The sequence below is a fragment of the Candidatus Ulvibacter alkanivorans genome, assembly GCF_003333325.1.
GTDB lineage: Bacteria > Bacteroidota > Bacteroidia > Flavobacteriales > Flavobacteriaceae > Ulvibacter_A > Ulvibacter_A alkanivorans.
The window spans coordinates 76659-91540 of the sequence record NZ_QOLC01000089.1 but is presented as its reverse complement, the minus strand read 5'-3'; the positions used below and the strand labels follow the sequence as shown (position 1 = coordinate 91540).

13 protein-coding genes are annotated in these 14882 nt (G+C 41.2%); 12 read left to right on the top strand and 1 reads right to left on the bottom strand.

What is annotated here, in order from left to right:
- The first annotated feature begins 8 nt into the window (after positions 1 to 8).
- The 12 genes from atpE to DWA30_RS09200 all read left to right on the top strand — a co-directional run bounded on the left by atpE (position 9) and on the right by DWA30_RS09200 (position 11108).
- Positions 9 to 248, top strand: coding sequence for an ATP synthase F0 subunit C (gene atpE / locus DWA30_RS09255; RefSeq protein WP_114492259.1), 240 nt, complete (start codon positions 9 to 11; stop codon positions 246 to 248).
- Between the two features lie 75 nt (positions 249 to 323).
- Positions 324 to 818, top strand: coding sequence for a F0F1 ATP synthase subunit B (locus tag DWA30_RS09250; RefSeq protein ID WP_114492258.1), 495 nt, complete (start codon positions 324 to 326; stop codon positions 816 to 818).
- A 6-nt stretch (positions 819 to 824) separates the two neighbouring features.
- Complete coding sequence (atpH, locus tag DWA30_RS09245) at positions 825 to 1367, top strand: ATP synthase F1 subunit delta (RefSeq protein WP_114492257.1); 543 nt, start codon at positions 825 to 827, stop codon at positions 1365 to 1367.
- A gap of 47 nt (positions 1368 to 1414) precedes the next feature.
- The gene (gene atpA, locus DWA30_RS09240; RefSeq protein WP_114492256.1) at positions 1415 to 2995 is read left to right on the top strand and encodes a F0F1 ATP synthase subunit alpha; all 1581 of its coding nucleotides are present in this window, start codon (positions 1415 to 1417) and stop codon (positions 2993 to 2995) included.
- An 80-nt stretch (positions 2996 to 3075) separates the two neighbouring features.
- Entirely contained in the window at positions 3076 to 3948 is an 873-nt protein-coding gene (gene atpG, locus DWA30_RS09235; protein WP_114492255.1) for an ATP synthase F1 subunit gamma, read from the top strand.
- A 138-nt stretch (positions 3949 to 4086) separates the two neighbouring features.
- The gene (locus tag DWA30_RS09230) at positions 4087 to 4608 is read left to right on the top strand and encodes a hypothetical protein (protein WP_136073184.1); all 522 of its coding nucleotides are present in this window, start codon (positions 4087 to 4089) and stop codon (positions 4606 to 4608) included.
- A gap of 54 nt (positions 4609 to 4662) precedes the next feature.
- Positions 4663 to 6123 carry a lipopolysaccharide biosynthesis protein gene (locus tag DWA30_RS09225; RefSeq protein WP_114492253.1) on the top strand — a complete coding sequence of 487 codons (1461 nt, stop codon included), beginning with the start codon at positions 4663 to 4665 and terminating at the stop codon, positions 6121 to 6123.
- A 5-nt stretch (positions 6124 to 6128) separates the two neighbouring features.
- On the top strand, positions 6129 to 6563 hold the full coding sequence (dut, locus tag DWA30_RS09220) for a dUTP diphosphatase (protein ID WP_114492252.1): 435 nt from the start codon (positions 6129 to 6131) through the stop codon (positions 6561 to 6563).
- A 62-nt stretch (positions 6564 to 6625) separates the two neighbouring features.
- Entirely contained in the window at positions 6626 to 7642 is a 1017-nt protein-coding gene (locus DWA30_RS09215; RefSeq protein ID WP_114492251.1) for a sugar phosphate nucleotidyltransferase, read from the top strand.
- Between the two features lie 72 nt (positions 7643 to 7714).
- Positions 7715 to 9088 carry a tetratricopeptide repeat protein gene (locus DWA30_RS09210; RefSeq protein WP_114492250.1) on the top strand — a complete coding sequence of 458 codons (1374 nt, stop codon included), beginning with the start codon at positions 7715 to 7717 and terminating at the stop codon, positions 9086 to 9088.
- A gap of 4 nt (positions 9089 to 9092) precedes the next feature.
- Positions 9093 to 9866, top strand: coding sequence for a lipoprotein insertase outer membrane protein LolB1 (lolB1, locus tag DWA30_RS09205; protein ID WP_114492249.1), 774 nt, complete (start codon positions 9093 to 9095; stop codon positions 9864 to 9866).
- Positions 9867 to 9869: 3 nt separating this feature from the next.
- Positions 9870 to 11108, top strand: a complete 1239-nt coding sequence (locus tag DWA30_RS09200) for a murein hydrolase activator EnvC family protein (RefSeq protein WP_114492248.1) — start codon at positions 9870 to 9872, stop codon at positions 11106 to 11108.
- A gap of 48 nt (positions 11109 to 11156) precedes the next feature.
- Here DWA30_RS09200 and DWA30_RS09195 read toward each other — a convergent pair whose 3' ends face one another.
- A complete protein-coding gene (locus tag DWA30_RS09195; protein WP_114492247.1) occupies positions 11157 to 14744 on the bottom strand; it encodes a S8 family serine peptidase in 3588 nt (1195 codons plus the stop codon).
- Between the last annotated feature and the right edge of the window lie 138 nt (positions 14745 to 14882).

The following is a 14882-nucleotide window of genomic DNA, read 5'->3' as shown; positions in this document are numbered from 1 at the left end:
TAAACACTATGAGTTTAGCATTATTACAGGAAGTAGCAGCCGTAGATTACGGAGCTATCGGAGCAATTGGAGCAGGACTTGCAGCTATCGGTGCCGGAATTGGTATTGGTAAAATTGGTGGTTCAGCAATGGACGCTATTGCACGTCAGCCCGAAATGCAAGGAAAAATTCAAGCATCTGCAATTGTTATTGTTGCCTTCGTTGAGGCGGTAGCACTTTTCGCGGTGGTTGTATCCCTTATTAAGTAGAAAAAGTTCGGCGCAACGGTTGGTTGCGCCGCCCTTTTTAGTTTTAAATACTAAAGATTATAAAAAAATAAAGAAATGGATTTAGTTACTCCAGATGTAGGATTGATGTTTTGGACGTTTGTTTCATTCGTCGTATTGTTTTTTCTTCTGAAGAAATTCGCATGGGGACCAATTGTAGGTACCGTCAATTCTCGTGAAGATTCCATTAGAGAGGCACTAGCTTCTGCTGAAGCTGCCAAACGTGAAATGGAAAACTTAACCGCAGATAACGAGCGCATCCTTAAAGAAGCACGTGCAGAACGTGAGTCTATGCTAAAGGAAGCACGTGAGATCAAAAACAAGATGATCGCAGATGCAAAAGATGATGCCAAGAGCGAAGCAGACAAAATGATCTCTCAAGCACAAGCAGCCATCGAAACTGAAAAGAAAGCCGCTGTAGCAGAATTAAAAAGCACAGTAGCCGAACTTTCCGTAGAAATTGCAGAAAAAGTGATGAAAAGTGAACTTTCTAACAAAGACAAGCAATTGAAATTGGTTGAAGATATGTTAGGAGACGCTAAATTAAACTAATAAAAGATGAACGGAAGCAAAGTAGCCATACGATACGCGAAAGCAGTCTTACAACAAGCCAACGATGCCGACCTGGCCAACGTTGTGTTTGGCGATATGCAATCCGTAGATGCCACGCTTGAAGAAAGTAAAGATTTAAGAACTGTGCTTAACAGTCCGGTAATTAAAAACTCCGACAAGCAAGAGGCATTACTAAAAATATTTAGTGCTCAAACAGAAAACACTAAAACGCTTATTAAAGTTTTGGTGGAAAACAAGCGAATTGAAGCACTAGGCGATGTAGCCAAGAGTTACATTCATTTGTACAACGAACAACAAGGTGTCAAAGTGGCCAAAGTGACTACTGCACTACCTATTACTTCGGAAATTGAAGCACAGGTCCTCAGTAAAGTGAAGGAGCTTACCGGAAGTGATTCGGTTACCTTAGAGAATGTGATCGATGAGGAAATAATTGGAGGATTTATTCTTAGAGTAGGAGACCTTCAATACAATGCGAGTATCGCAAATAAGTTAGGAAATTTAAAAAGAGAATTTAGTAAAAGTTTATAACGTGTGGTCTTGGCGCAAGCGAGATCATCAAACATAATTAAACAAAAATGGCACAAGTAAAACCCGCTGAAGTTTCAGCAATTTTAAAGCAACAACTTTCAGGTTTTGAAGCTACCGCTTCATTAGATGAAGTAGGAACTGTACTAACCGTAGGGGATGGTATTGCCCGAGTGTACGGACTTGCCAACGCACAATACGGTGAATTGGTTGAATTCGAAGATGGATTAGAAGGGATTGTATTGAACCTGGAAGAAGATAACGTAGGGGTTGTATTATTAGGGCCTTCTAAAGCGATTAAAGAAGGTGATACTGTAAAGCGTACCCAACGTATTGCTTCCCTAAATGTTGGTGAAGGAATTACAGGACGTGTAGTAAACACCTTGGGACAGCCTATCGATGGAAAAGGACCTATTACAGGTGAAACTTACGAAATGCCATTAGAGCGTAAAGCTCCGGGTGTAATTTACCGTCAACCGGTAAACGAACCATTACAAACAGGTATCAAATCAATCGACGCGATGATCCCGGTAGGACGTGGACAACGTGAATTGGTGATTGGTGACCGCCAAACAGGTAAGTCAACCGTTTGTATCGATACCATTTTGAACCAAAAAGAATTTTACGATGCAGGAGAGCCTGTATATTGTATCTATGTAGCCATTGGACAAAAAGCGTCTACGGTTGCAAACATTGCAAAAGTATTGGAAGATGCAGGAGCATTGGCCTATACTACAATCGTTGCTGCAAATGCATCAGACCCTGCACCAATGCAGGTATATGCTCCATTTGCAGGTGCTGCGATTGGTGAGTATTTCCGTGATACCGGTCGTCCGGCACTAATTATCTATGACGATTTATCCAAGCAAGCAGTTGCATACCGTGAGGTATCACTCTTATTACGTCGTCCACCGGGACGTGAGGCGTATCCTGGAGATGTATTCTACCTTCACTCAAGATTGCTAGAGCGTTCGGCAAAAGTGATTGCCGATGATGATATCGCCAAGGAAATGAACGATCTACCCGAAAGCTTAAAGCCAATCGTAAAAGGTGGTGGTTCACTAACTGCCCTTCCTATTATTGAAACGCAGGCAGGAGACGTATCGGCCTATATCCCAACAAACGTGATCTCGATTACCGATGGACAGATCTTCTTAGAATCTGACCTTTTTAACGCAGGGGTTCGTCCTGCGATTAACGTTGGTATCTCGGTATCTCGTGTAGGAGGTAATGCACAGATCAAGTCTATGAAGAAAGTAGCAGGTACCTTAAAATTGGATCAGGCACAATTCCGTGAATTGGAAGCCTTTGCTAAATTTGGTTCCGACCTTGATGCAGCAACCTTGAACGTGATCGAAAAAGGTAGACGTAACGTGGAGATCCTTAAACAAGCACAAAATGACCCTTATCCGGTAGAAGACCAGGTGGCCATCATTTATGCCGGTTCTAAGAACTTACTTCGTAACGTTCCTGTAGAGAAAGTAAAAGAGTTTGAAAGAGACTATCTTGAAATGTTAGATGCAAAACACAGAGATACATTAGATACGTTAAAGGCCGGTAAGTTGACCGACGAAGCGATCGATGTATTAACTTCTGTGGCTGCAGACCTTTCAGCTCGATATAAGAAGTAATGATTTCTGCTACTTGCGAGTAGCTTTCATTTCAAAAGAGTAACAACGTTATTGGTTACCATAATTTTGAATTAAAATAAATGGCAAACTTAAAAGAAATACGTAGTAGAATTGCCTCGGTTGGATCGACCATGCAGATCACCAGTGCCATGAAAATGGTATCGGCTGCAAAGTTGAAAAAAGCCCAAGATGCAATTACGGCAATGCGTCCTTATTCTGAAAAACTCACCGAGTTGCTTCAAAACCTCAGTGCGACCTTAGATGGTGATACAGGAGGTAAATACTCAGAGCAACGTGACGTGAATAAGGTATTGGTTGTTGTGATCACTTCAAACCGAGGTTTGGCAGGTGCTTTTAACAGTAATGTCATTAAGCAGGCAAAAGTGTTGGCTTCTGAAAACTATGCCGGAAAGGAAGTAGATTTCTTTACCATCGGTAAAAAAGGGAATGATATTCTTAAAAAAACCGGGAATGTCTTTCAGAACAACAACAATATCTTCGATGACCTAACTTACGACGCTACCGCAGAAGTTGCAGAGATCTTAATGGATCTGTTTTCTAAAGGAGCATACGATAAGATCGTAGTTGTTTACAACCATTTTAAGAATGCAGCGACACAATTAGTAATGACCGAACAGTTTTTACCAATTTTGCCGCCTAAGCCTTCAGAAAATACAACAACAAATGCTGCAGCCGATTATATTTTTGAACCTTCGAAAGTAGAAATCATTGAAGGATTGATTCCGAAGAGCTTAAAAACTCAATTGTTTAAAGCGTTACGCGATTCTGCAGCGAGTGAACATGGAGCACGTATGACGGCCATGCACAAGGCAACAGATAACGCGACCGAACTTCGCGATCAACTTAAATTACAATACAACAAAGCGCGTCAAGCAGCAATTACGAACGAAATCCTTGAGATCGTTGGTGGTGCAGAGGCCTTGGCCGGTTAACATATAGGATAGTATCCTAAGGGTATAATACCTACTTAGTGCGAGAACCTTCCATTTTCAACACTGTTGAGAATCGAAGGTTCTTTTTTTGCTACCTTTATGGCAAGGCTTTTGAAAAGTTTAGCTAAAAAATTCGCTATGAGATTAATTAAGAATACTGTTTTACTGCTAGGAACGTCCTTTGTCTTGTTTGGATTTTCCAATTGCGGTGCCTCTAAGAACGAAAAATTAAAGTACGAGCTTACGCAAGATGCTCCGTTTACCATAGCAAATAGTTTTTATCAGGATTGGGTGGCCGGTGTAAAAGATGGAGGTGCCGGAACCAATCTTCACATTACCTTTGGTTCGTTGCCGAACACTATTTCCATCGAATCGTTCTACTTTCAGCAACAATTAGAACCGGCTGTTAGATCAACGCAAAACAAGCTGTTGTATATAGGCTATTTTTCCGAAGAGAAAAAACAGGACATTATAATGGATGCGAATGTCGTTGAGGAAGCTAAGAACACTCCTCCAAAATCATTTCCTTTTCAGTTAGCAGAAAACGAGGCCGTTATCGCTTATAAAGACGATGGGAAACTGTCTTTTTTCAAGCTTTCAAATATCGAACAAAAACCTATGTTAGCTTATCCACAAAGTAATCCTAATGGTGAACAGTAAAACGTAGGAAGCTAGTGGGAATTTCTCTACTTTTACCTAAGAAATTTATCCGCATTGAGCGTTTTCACGAAATTATTTAAGCAAACTTTTATCTACGGCTTGGCTACGGTTTTACCACGTGCCTTAGCAATAGTTTTAGTGCCGCTTTATGTAGAAGTATTGCAAAAAGAGCAATACGGTATCTACGCTTCGCTGATGGCATTTCTAATTCTGGGAAACGTCTTGCTTTCCTACGGAATGGAAACCGCTTTTTTTCGCTTTATCAATAAGGATGTATCTAAGAAGCAAATCGTACAATCCACCGCACTTACCTCCCTTACGTTATCGACGGCATTGTTTCTTGCGTTGTTCTTGTTTTTTAGAGAATCGCTGGCCGATCTGCTGGAATTTAAAACCGAATATGTAACCTACGGATTATGGATTCTAGCCTTAGATGCCCTTGCGGTAATACCCTTTGTTTGGTTTAGAGCCAACGAACGCCCCATGCGCTATGCGATCATCAAGATCCTTAACGTCTTGGTAAATCTCGGCTTTAATCTATTCTTCTTTTTAGTGCTTCCAACATGGGCAAATGAAACCAACGATTCGTTTTGGCGTAGTATTTATTCCGAAGAAAACAAGGTGGCATTTGTCTTTATCGCTAATCTAATAGCAAGTGGGTTTACCTTATTGGTCCTTTTACCGCAGTACGTAAAAATTGGTTTTGGTTTTAATACCACAGTCTGGAGACAGATGCTACGTTATGCGTTCCCGGTCCTAATTGCCGGTATTGCCTTTTCGATCAATGAAGCCTTCGACAAGATATTGCTGAAGTATCTATTGCCGGCAGATATTGCCGAAGCAGAGGTTGGCGTATATGCCGCATGTTATAAGCTAGGGGTTTTTATGACCCTGTTCGCGACGGCTTTTAGATTGGGAATTGAACCGTTTTTCTTTAATCATGCTAAAAGCGCCAACGCAAAGCAAACCTATGCAACCATCACAAAATATTTTACGATCTTCGGAAGTATTATTCTATTATTCGTGATCGTTTACCTCGATGTGTTCAAACGTATCCTAATTCCTGAAAGCGAATATTGGGTAGCACTCGAGATTGTTCCGCTCATACTACTGGCAAACTTATGTCTGGGCATTTATCACAATCTGTCGGTTTGGTACAAGGTTACCGATCGCACTAGGTTTGGCGCGTACATATCGGTGGTTGGCGCCATAGTGACGCTGGTACTGAATTTTATTTTAATTCCTAGCATGAGTTATCACGGGTCGGCTGTCGCTACCTTGGCCGCCTACGGGAGTATGATGCTACTGTCTTACGGTTTTGGCCAGCGTTACTACGCAATTCCTTACGACTTAAAACGAATAGCAGGATACCTAGTGTTGTCTATCGCACTTTCTGCTGTGTCCTTTTATATGTTTGAAGGGAATATAACCATTGGGACTGTATTATTATTGGTATTTTTGTCATTGCTTTTCTTTTCTGAAAGGAAAGAACTAGGACGAATCATAGGTAAATAATTGACATGAAAGTTAAGATAATAAACAAATCAAAGCATCCATTGCCTTCGTATGAAACTATTGCTTCTGCCGGAATGGATTTACGTGCGAATGTGGCGGAACCGTCAACCTTACAACCCTTGCAGCGTGCAATCGTTAAAACGGGATTGTTTATTGAACTTCCGGTAGGTTTTGAAGCACAAGTGCGCCCGCGTAGCGGCCTGGCTGCTAAGAATGGAATTTCAGTATTGAACGCACCTGGAACGATCGATGCTGATTACCGTGGTGAAATTGGTGTGATCCTAGTAAATCTGTCAAATCAACCATTTACAATAGAGGATGGAGAACGAATCGCCCAGTTGGTGATCGCGAAACACGAACGGGCCGTGTGGGAAGAAGTGGAAACCTTAGAAGAGACCTCAAGAGGTAGCGGCGGATTTGGAAGTACAGGTGTAAAATAAAAAAGCGTAGTACGGCACCGACCCCATGTCGTACAATAAAGAATCGTATAAATTGAATTAACATGAAAATAATTGTCCCAATGGCAGGGCGTGGATCGCGTCTTCGTCCTCATACCTTAACGGTACCTAAGCCTTTAATTCCGGTGGCGGGCAAACCCATTGTGCACCGATTGGTAAGTGAGATCGTATCCATTCTTGATGAAAAAATAGATGAGATCGCTTTTATATTGGGCGATCCGGCGTTTTTTGGAGAAGAGGTGGTAGAAAGTCTTACCGAATTGGCCGAAGGGCTGGGCGCCAAAGCAAGCATTTATCGACAATTAGAGCCTAAAGGTACCGGACATGCCATAATGTGTGCCGAACCGTCATTAGAGGGACCGGCAGTAATTGCTTATGCCGATACGCTCATCAAGGCCGACTTTAGCTTAGATAAGGAGACAGATAGTGTTATTTGGACTAAAAAAGTTAAAAACCCGGAGGCCTACGGAGTTGTAAATTTGAATGAACGCGATGAGATCGTAGAATTGGTAGAAAAACCAACCGAATTTGTAGGCGATCAAGCCGTTATAGGAATCTATTATTTTAAAGATGTTGGGGTGCTTAAAAACGAACTCCAATACGTATTAGACAACAATATTATTCATGGAGGAGAGTATCAAATCAATGACGGGATAAAACGTATGTTGGCCGATGGAAAGGTCTTTAAGACCGGAACGGTCGAAGAGTGGATGGATTGCGGAAACAAAGAAGTGACGGTGGAAACCAACCGTAAAATGCTTGGCTTTCTAGCTGAGAGCGGAGCTACTTTAATTTCAGAAAGGAGCAACACCCAACATGCAACCATTATTCCGCCATGTTATATTGGAGACAATGTTTTGTTGAAAAATAGCACAGTGGGACCTTATGTTTCAATAGGTAACGGTACAATAATTGAGAATAGTAACGTTAAAAATAGTATAATCCAGTCGCAATCAGTAGTTAAAAATGCTACTTTAGACAATGCAATGATTGGTAACCACGCTACCTTCGATGGTAATTTTACGAATGTAAGTATCGGAGATTATTCCGAATTAAAATAAACATAAGTGCCGCTACTATAGGGTGGTGCTTCAAATACGATTAGAGAGGTTTATACCTTTCGTGCTAGCAAAATGAAGAATCTACACAGCTATGTCTTGCTTTTTTTCTTCGGAATAATTTGTATTCCAAACGATTGCTATGCGCAAGAATTAGCCGAAGTGCCAACCGATGATCTTGGTGATGTAAGCGATCAATTTCAAGAACATTTTTTTGAAGCCTTAAAGCAAAAAGGCATTGAAAACTATGAACTTGCCCTCGATGCTTTACGAAAGGCCGAAAATGCAGCCAAAGGCGACACCGATCTAGTGGCTGTGGTTACCTTCGAAATGGGTAAGAACAATACAGAACTAGGCAATTACGACCAAGCAGAAGCGCAATTCAAAAATGTATTACAGGATCAAGGAGATCGACTCGATGTATTAGAAGCCTTATATAATTTATATTATTTAGAACGTGATTACGATGCGGCTATCCCGTTGGTACAGCGATTACAAGAATTCGATGAAGATTACAAGGAAGACTTGGCAAACCTTTACCATCGCACGAGACAATACGATAAGGCGCTAAGTGTTTTAGACGAGCTCGATGAACTATGGGGAGAAAGCGACTATAGAAACGCCTTAAGAACTCAGATCTACCGAGCCACAGGAAATACCTCCGGTGAGATCGAGAATTTGGAAGGGCGCATCGACGCGAACCCTAAAAATGAAAGAGAATACCTGAATCTCATCTATTTATACAGCGAAGAGGGTGATACCGAGAAGGCCTTCGAAACAGCTAAGACCTTACTTAGAAATAACCCACAAAGCAAACTGGTACATTTAGCGCTGTATAAATTCTATTTAGACGAAGGAAACACTTCCGAAGCATTAAACTCTATGAAAATTGTGTTTTCAGCCCAACAAATAGATAAAGAGAGTAAATATAAAGTGCTTGGGGATTTTATTCAGTTTGTAAATACATATCCGGCCTACGAAACGGAACTGGAAACTATAGTCTCTGGATTTTCAGAGGACATTAGTGGACAGGTCTATGAAAAACTTGGTGATTATTACATCACAAAACAACAAAGAGCAGATGCGCTAAAGTATTATGAAAAAGGAATAGCGATCGATCCCGATAACTTTAGTTTGTTAAAGAACACTCTATTGCTTCAAATCGATTTCAACAAATTTGATGCTGCTGCAAGTACCAGCAAAAGTGCCTTAGAAATATTCCCGGCTCAGCCCATACTGTATCTACTCAATGGAGTAGCCAATAATCAGTTAGAACAACCGGAACTTGCTATAGAAAGTTTAGAAACCGGGATTGATTATTTATTCGACGACCCTCAAATGGAAAAAGATTTCTACACGCAATTGCAGATCGCATATCAAAAAAAGGGCGATACAAAAAAAGCCCAGCTGTATGCCGACAAAGCGGCGCAAATAAACCTCCCGAATTAATCTTATGAAACACCTATTTTCCCTACTTTTCGTCTTAGTGCTTTTAAGTGCTTGTGGGGGCGCTAAAAACACTACCGGATCCAATACCGCAAAGCCTTCTATGACCGTTAAGGATCTTACGAAAGCACATGCCAACGCATCTCCAAACTTTACGACCATGGCAGCTAGAGTTCAAGTAGTCTACGAAAATGAAAACAAGCTGCAAAGTATCACCGCTAGTTTACGCATGGAAAAGGATAAAAAGATTTGGATCAAAGCATCCATTCTAGGCATTACATTGGCTAAAGTGTTGATCACACCCGACAAAGTTAGTTACTATGAAACCATTGGCAACACGTATTTTGAAGGTGATTTTACACTTTTAAGTGAATGGCTCGGTACCGAGATCAATTTTAATAAGGCACAGGCTATTTTGTTAGGGCAGTCTATTTTTCCGTTCGATGCGGCTACCTATTCGGCCACAGTCGCCAATAACAAATACAAGGTGCAACCAAAGGTTCAGCCACAGAACTTTATTCATTCTATTTTTCTGAATCCGGAGAATTTTAAGGTAGCTTCGGAAAGTCTTTCACAGCCTTACGATGATCGTTTGTTGTCGATACGCTACGCAAGCTATCAAACACTTGAAGCAGGTTCCTTCCCTTCAGAAATAGACATAGATGCCACCGAAGCAGGCAGTAAAACAAAGATACAGTTAAATTATAAAGACATCGATCTCAATGTTTCTATAGGTTTTCCGTTTACTATTCCGGAAGGTTATACAGCAATCGAATTATAAACTATGAAGTACAGTCGTTTCGCATTCTTTTTAATTATTGGAATTCTGTTCTCAGGAGCAATGAATGCCCAATCTGACAAGCAAAAGGAACTAGAAGAAAAGCGCCAATCATTGCTCAATGAGATTAAGCAGATCAATTCCTTGCTATTTCAAACACGAGGTGAGAAAAAGTCGGTACTTACCGAAGTAGCCGATCTGGACCAACGTATTAAAACACGTGAGAACCTTATACGAGTTACCAATCAACAGGCCAATTTATTAAGCCGAGAAATTAATGACAATCTTAATAAGATCGATCAACTACGAGACGAGTTGGAGACCTTAAAGGAAGACTACGCGGCCATGATCAAGAAGTCGTATCGCAGTAAATCACAACAAAGCAGAGTGATGTTCTTGTTATCTTCGGAAAATTTCTTGCAGGCGTATAAACGCTTGCAATACATGAAGCAGTATACCAAACACCGTAAGAAACAAGGGGAAAGTATAAAAGAAAAGGCAGCCTTGTTACAAGTTCTAAATACCGACCTAATAGAGCAGCGCAAACAAAAAGAAAAACTAATTGAAGAAAACAGGATCGCTAAGGTAAAGCTCACACAAGAAAAGAAGGACCAAGAAAAATTGATCGCTTCCTTAAAAAAGGACGAAGGGAAATTTGCAACCCAAATACGTAACAAAGAAAGTGAAGCGCGAGAACTCAACAAGCAAATAAATGCATTGATTAAAGCAGCAATAGCCGAAGCCAATAACAAGGCAGGGAATACAGCTACCCGTACTACGACTGCCTCGGCAACAACCTTTGACCTTACTCCGGAGGCCAAAGCCTTGGCGGCCGATTTTAAAAATAATAAAGGCAAGTTAATCTGGCCGGTTGAAAAAGGGGTGGTGCAGAATCGATATGGGAAGCGACAGCATCCTCAATTTCCAAATGTAACACAAATGTTTCATGGGGTCGAAATTGCCACGGAGCCAAATGCATTGGTTCGGTCTGTTTTTAATGGGGTCGTCTTAGAAGTACAACAATTGAGAGGCGCCAACAAGGCCGTACTTATTCAACATGGAGATTATATAACCATTTATAATAATCTTGCGTCTGTAATGGTTAAAAAAGGGGACGCCGTAAGCACCAAACAATCTATTGGAACCGTATTTACCCATCCCACTACAGGGAAAGCCGTGATCAAATTTCTAGTGTACCAAAACACTAAAGAAATGAACCCTGCCGATTGGATCTACAGAATGTAATAAAAAAGGCGCCATTTGGGCGCCTTTTTAGTTTATGGTATCGAAAAGTTATTTAATAACTAACTTTTTGGTTTCAGTTTGAACTCCCGTTTTTATGGTAACAAAATAGATTCCACTCGCATAGTTGGCTACATTTAATCGCGCCGTACCGGTACTTATATCATTTCCATTTTGCACTTGCATGATCTGCCCTAAACTGTTGGTAACAGCTATCGAATAATTGTTTGGAGTGTTCGTTCCAAAATCAATAAATACTTCGTCTTCAGCCGGATTTGGATACATGGTTATGGTAGTAAGAACAGTATCTTCCACACTTAATGTTCCAGCGTTAAGATTAATATTATCGATAAAGGTAGAGTTTCCGTAGCCATTCACATTCACAAAACGGAACATAGCAACCTCTCCCTCATAAGGTGACAGGTCTATGGTCTCCGTGCGCCAGTCTGCCGCCGATGAGGGCGTCCAAATAGATGTTTCATAGCTTGACAGTGTCGATAGATCAAGGTTGGTTTTCTCGTACACGCTCGTAAAGGTAACTCCACAATCTGTTGATACCTCTACACGAAGGGCGTCAAACAGCGAAGAAGAGTATTGAGCCTTCGCGAGATCGAAGGTCAACGACGGTCCATTCGTATTTGTAAGATCGAAGATGAGTGTTTGCAACACATCTTCTTCACCCGGAGCATTGTAGTTATAGTTGTTAATGTAGGGCGTGGTAGTCGCATTTCCATCACTACCGGTAATATTGGTTCGTTCTGTCCATGTAATGGCTCCATCGTTATTCAAGATATACCATCCGGCGGGCGGAAGACTACTCGTTTCGAAGTCTTCTTCAAAATCCAATGAAGTGGCCTCGACTGCAGCATAAAAGTCTAACGATTGCTCATTGTTGGAAGCATTTTGATCTGTAGACAGATCAACATATACGCTAAGCGTATATTCGCCTGCGGTTGATAAAGTCACCGGCGTGGTGAATTCAAAATTGTCTTGCTGTCCGCTCGCTAAGGTAGCTGTATAGGTTTCTTCAACTGGCGTATTGCTATCGATTTGATATCCTACCGTAAAATTACTCTGTGGATCTACACCTGTATTTCGAATTGTAGCCGAAATGGTCACTTCATCGGTTCCGCTACAGATAATCGCGAAGTCGTTGGCCGAGTTGTTGATCGCTTCGAGTGCTACGTCGTTTGCCAACGAGCAATTCAATAAACCACCTGCGTAATTGATCGCAATAGTACGTCGGCTTTCCCAACCTTCTGTATTGTTCTTTGCAACTATCGCAGCCCATTGCGTCGCATTTGGGTCTGTAATTGGAACCGTTACAGTAGTACCTGTTGTAGTACCTACTACTTCCATATATTTATTACCTAACAGATAAACATCGTATTCTTCAGCATCTGCCAACGCATTCCAAGCAAATGTAATATTGGTTGGACATACTTGGGCAAATTCTAATCCGGTAACCTGATTCGCGATCGAAAAAGTGGCATCGCTCGTATCTTGGAACGAACCACTTGTGATTCGGATCAAAGCATTTCCGGTAACTTCGTTAGGGACATTCCAACCATAGTTGGTGGTAGTGTTACTCACCGTGGTGATCGAATTCCAAGTTCCTCCATTATCGGTAGAATATTCTAAGGTATAGCCTGCAGTAGTATTGATCCCGTCCCAGTGGATGCTTTCTGTTTCGCCCGGACGGAAACTTTCTCCGTCGTTTGGATAAGTAAGTGTTAGGTTTTCTGAAATTATTTCATATACCACGAAATACTCTTGAGGTCCTACCGGTACATTGAACCCGGTAATGTCGATGTCATAATCACCGGCTGCTGGGCTGTTGATCAATACTTGTTCAACATTGTTTAAATGATCTTCACCATTTGTAGCGGGAAGATTAAGAGTAGTAGGATTTGGTGTAGGGTCCAAGATCCATGGCAGATAATCGTTATTAGAAGGATCGGTTACTACCAGGTCTAGGTCATTAACCAAGGCGGGATTTGCTCCCGGAGTTGCTTCCGGATCACTCCAATAAACCATGAATCGTACTTGTGCAGTTCCTGCAGGCACGTTTATAGTATGTGTATTAGTACTTCCTTGAATACTAGTGTCAGATAAATAACGTCCTTCTTCAATTAGTTTTCCGGCTCTAAGTCCGTTTACAATTCCCCAACCAAATTTGTAATCAGGTCCAATGTTCCCGGCTTCGTTGGCGGTATTTAAAAGTGTTGCTTTAATGAGTGCAGAAGGTGGAAAAGCACCTCCGTTAAGGTCACCGTATACTTCATATAGTTGAGCAGCAACGCCTGCGATTCCCGGTGCAGCTCCGGAAGTACCACCAAATGATTGATAGCCATTATTGGGATTGGTAGATCCTTGATTTTGTCCGTTGGCGGCAATGTCGGGTTTAATTCGGCCGTCATGAGCCGGTCCACGACTACTGGAATTTACAAGCGATCCGTCAAAAAATGTATTAGCAGTAGCAATTACATTCTTTCCTTGTTTGTGACCTCCGGTAATATTCCCCCATTGGTTCCCGGCTCCGTATCCACAGTTGTTGTTATTTGAATTTCCTGCAGAGAACACATGTAGCAAGGTCGGAATTGTGCGGGTTTGAAAATCTACAGTCCTAGTACCCGATGTATACCCCGCATTACAACCATCACTATACGATGAATTGGTGATTTGAACATCGCCATTGTTAATATACGTTTGAGTGGCGGTATCTAAAAAATTAGAAGCGTAATTGGATACAAAAATATTCGATCCGGCTGCCATTCCTCGCATGGTAGGGTCAAGGTTACCGGCTCCTGCCATAATACCTCCAACACCATCACCATGGGTTCCTGTGGTTCCACTAGCGAACGAATTGTCTATACGACCTTGAAAGTCGATATGAGGTCCTACGATTCCATCATCACGTACCATAACACCAATTCCGTCTCCTGTGTAGTTTCTACCGGCACTTGTTTGCGTATCTAAACCACTTGCACGGTGAAGACTTCTTCCTCTAGTGTCATCTTTCACCGGAGGAGCCGCAATTAGCTCAACCCATCGTACGTATGGAAGGTTCGACAATGCATCTAAGCAATTATCGGGAATCGCCAAGTCTATAATGTTCGATCCTTTATATTGCTGTTCTAAAGTGATTTGTTGTTGTGCAAGATCCTGCAGCACGAAATCGGTAGATACGTTTTTATGATGAATTAAAGTGACCAATATTTTATTCCCTTTCTTAGCATAAGAAGGGTATGGTGGATTTTTCAGTTCTTCTGAAAGTTTAAAACGACCTTCTACGGGAACGATAGCACGAACGCCATTATTCCGAAGAAAATCTACAGAAACAGTTTCAGGAAAATAAAATAAATACGTTCTATGCGGAATGTAATCCATCAACTGAAGGCTGTTCGCTTCAAACCGATCTTGAACCGTTTGCGAAGGGGTTTCATAAAATTGGATCCAACCAAAGTATCCGTTTGCCAAACGTGAAGATTCTGGCATTTGTCCCCAATTAAAAGTATTAATGTTTTCGGGAACTTCTAAGACCTCATCTTGAAATCGGATCGTATAATCAGATTGAGCAAATGATAAAGTAAAAATTCCAATACAGGCTAAGAGTAGCGTAAAAGTAGTTTTGTTCATTACGATTTTTTTAGGTAGCTGAAGCAGCTATTTTTTTTTGGAAATCCAAATATATCTAATCGACGTAAAAAAACAAGCAGAATTTTAAGAATAATTCTGCACTTTTAGCAATATAAAATCCTACTAATCAAGTAGGTT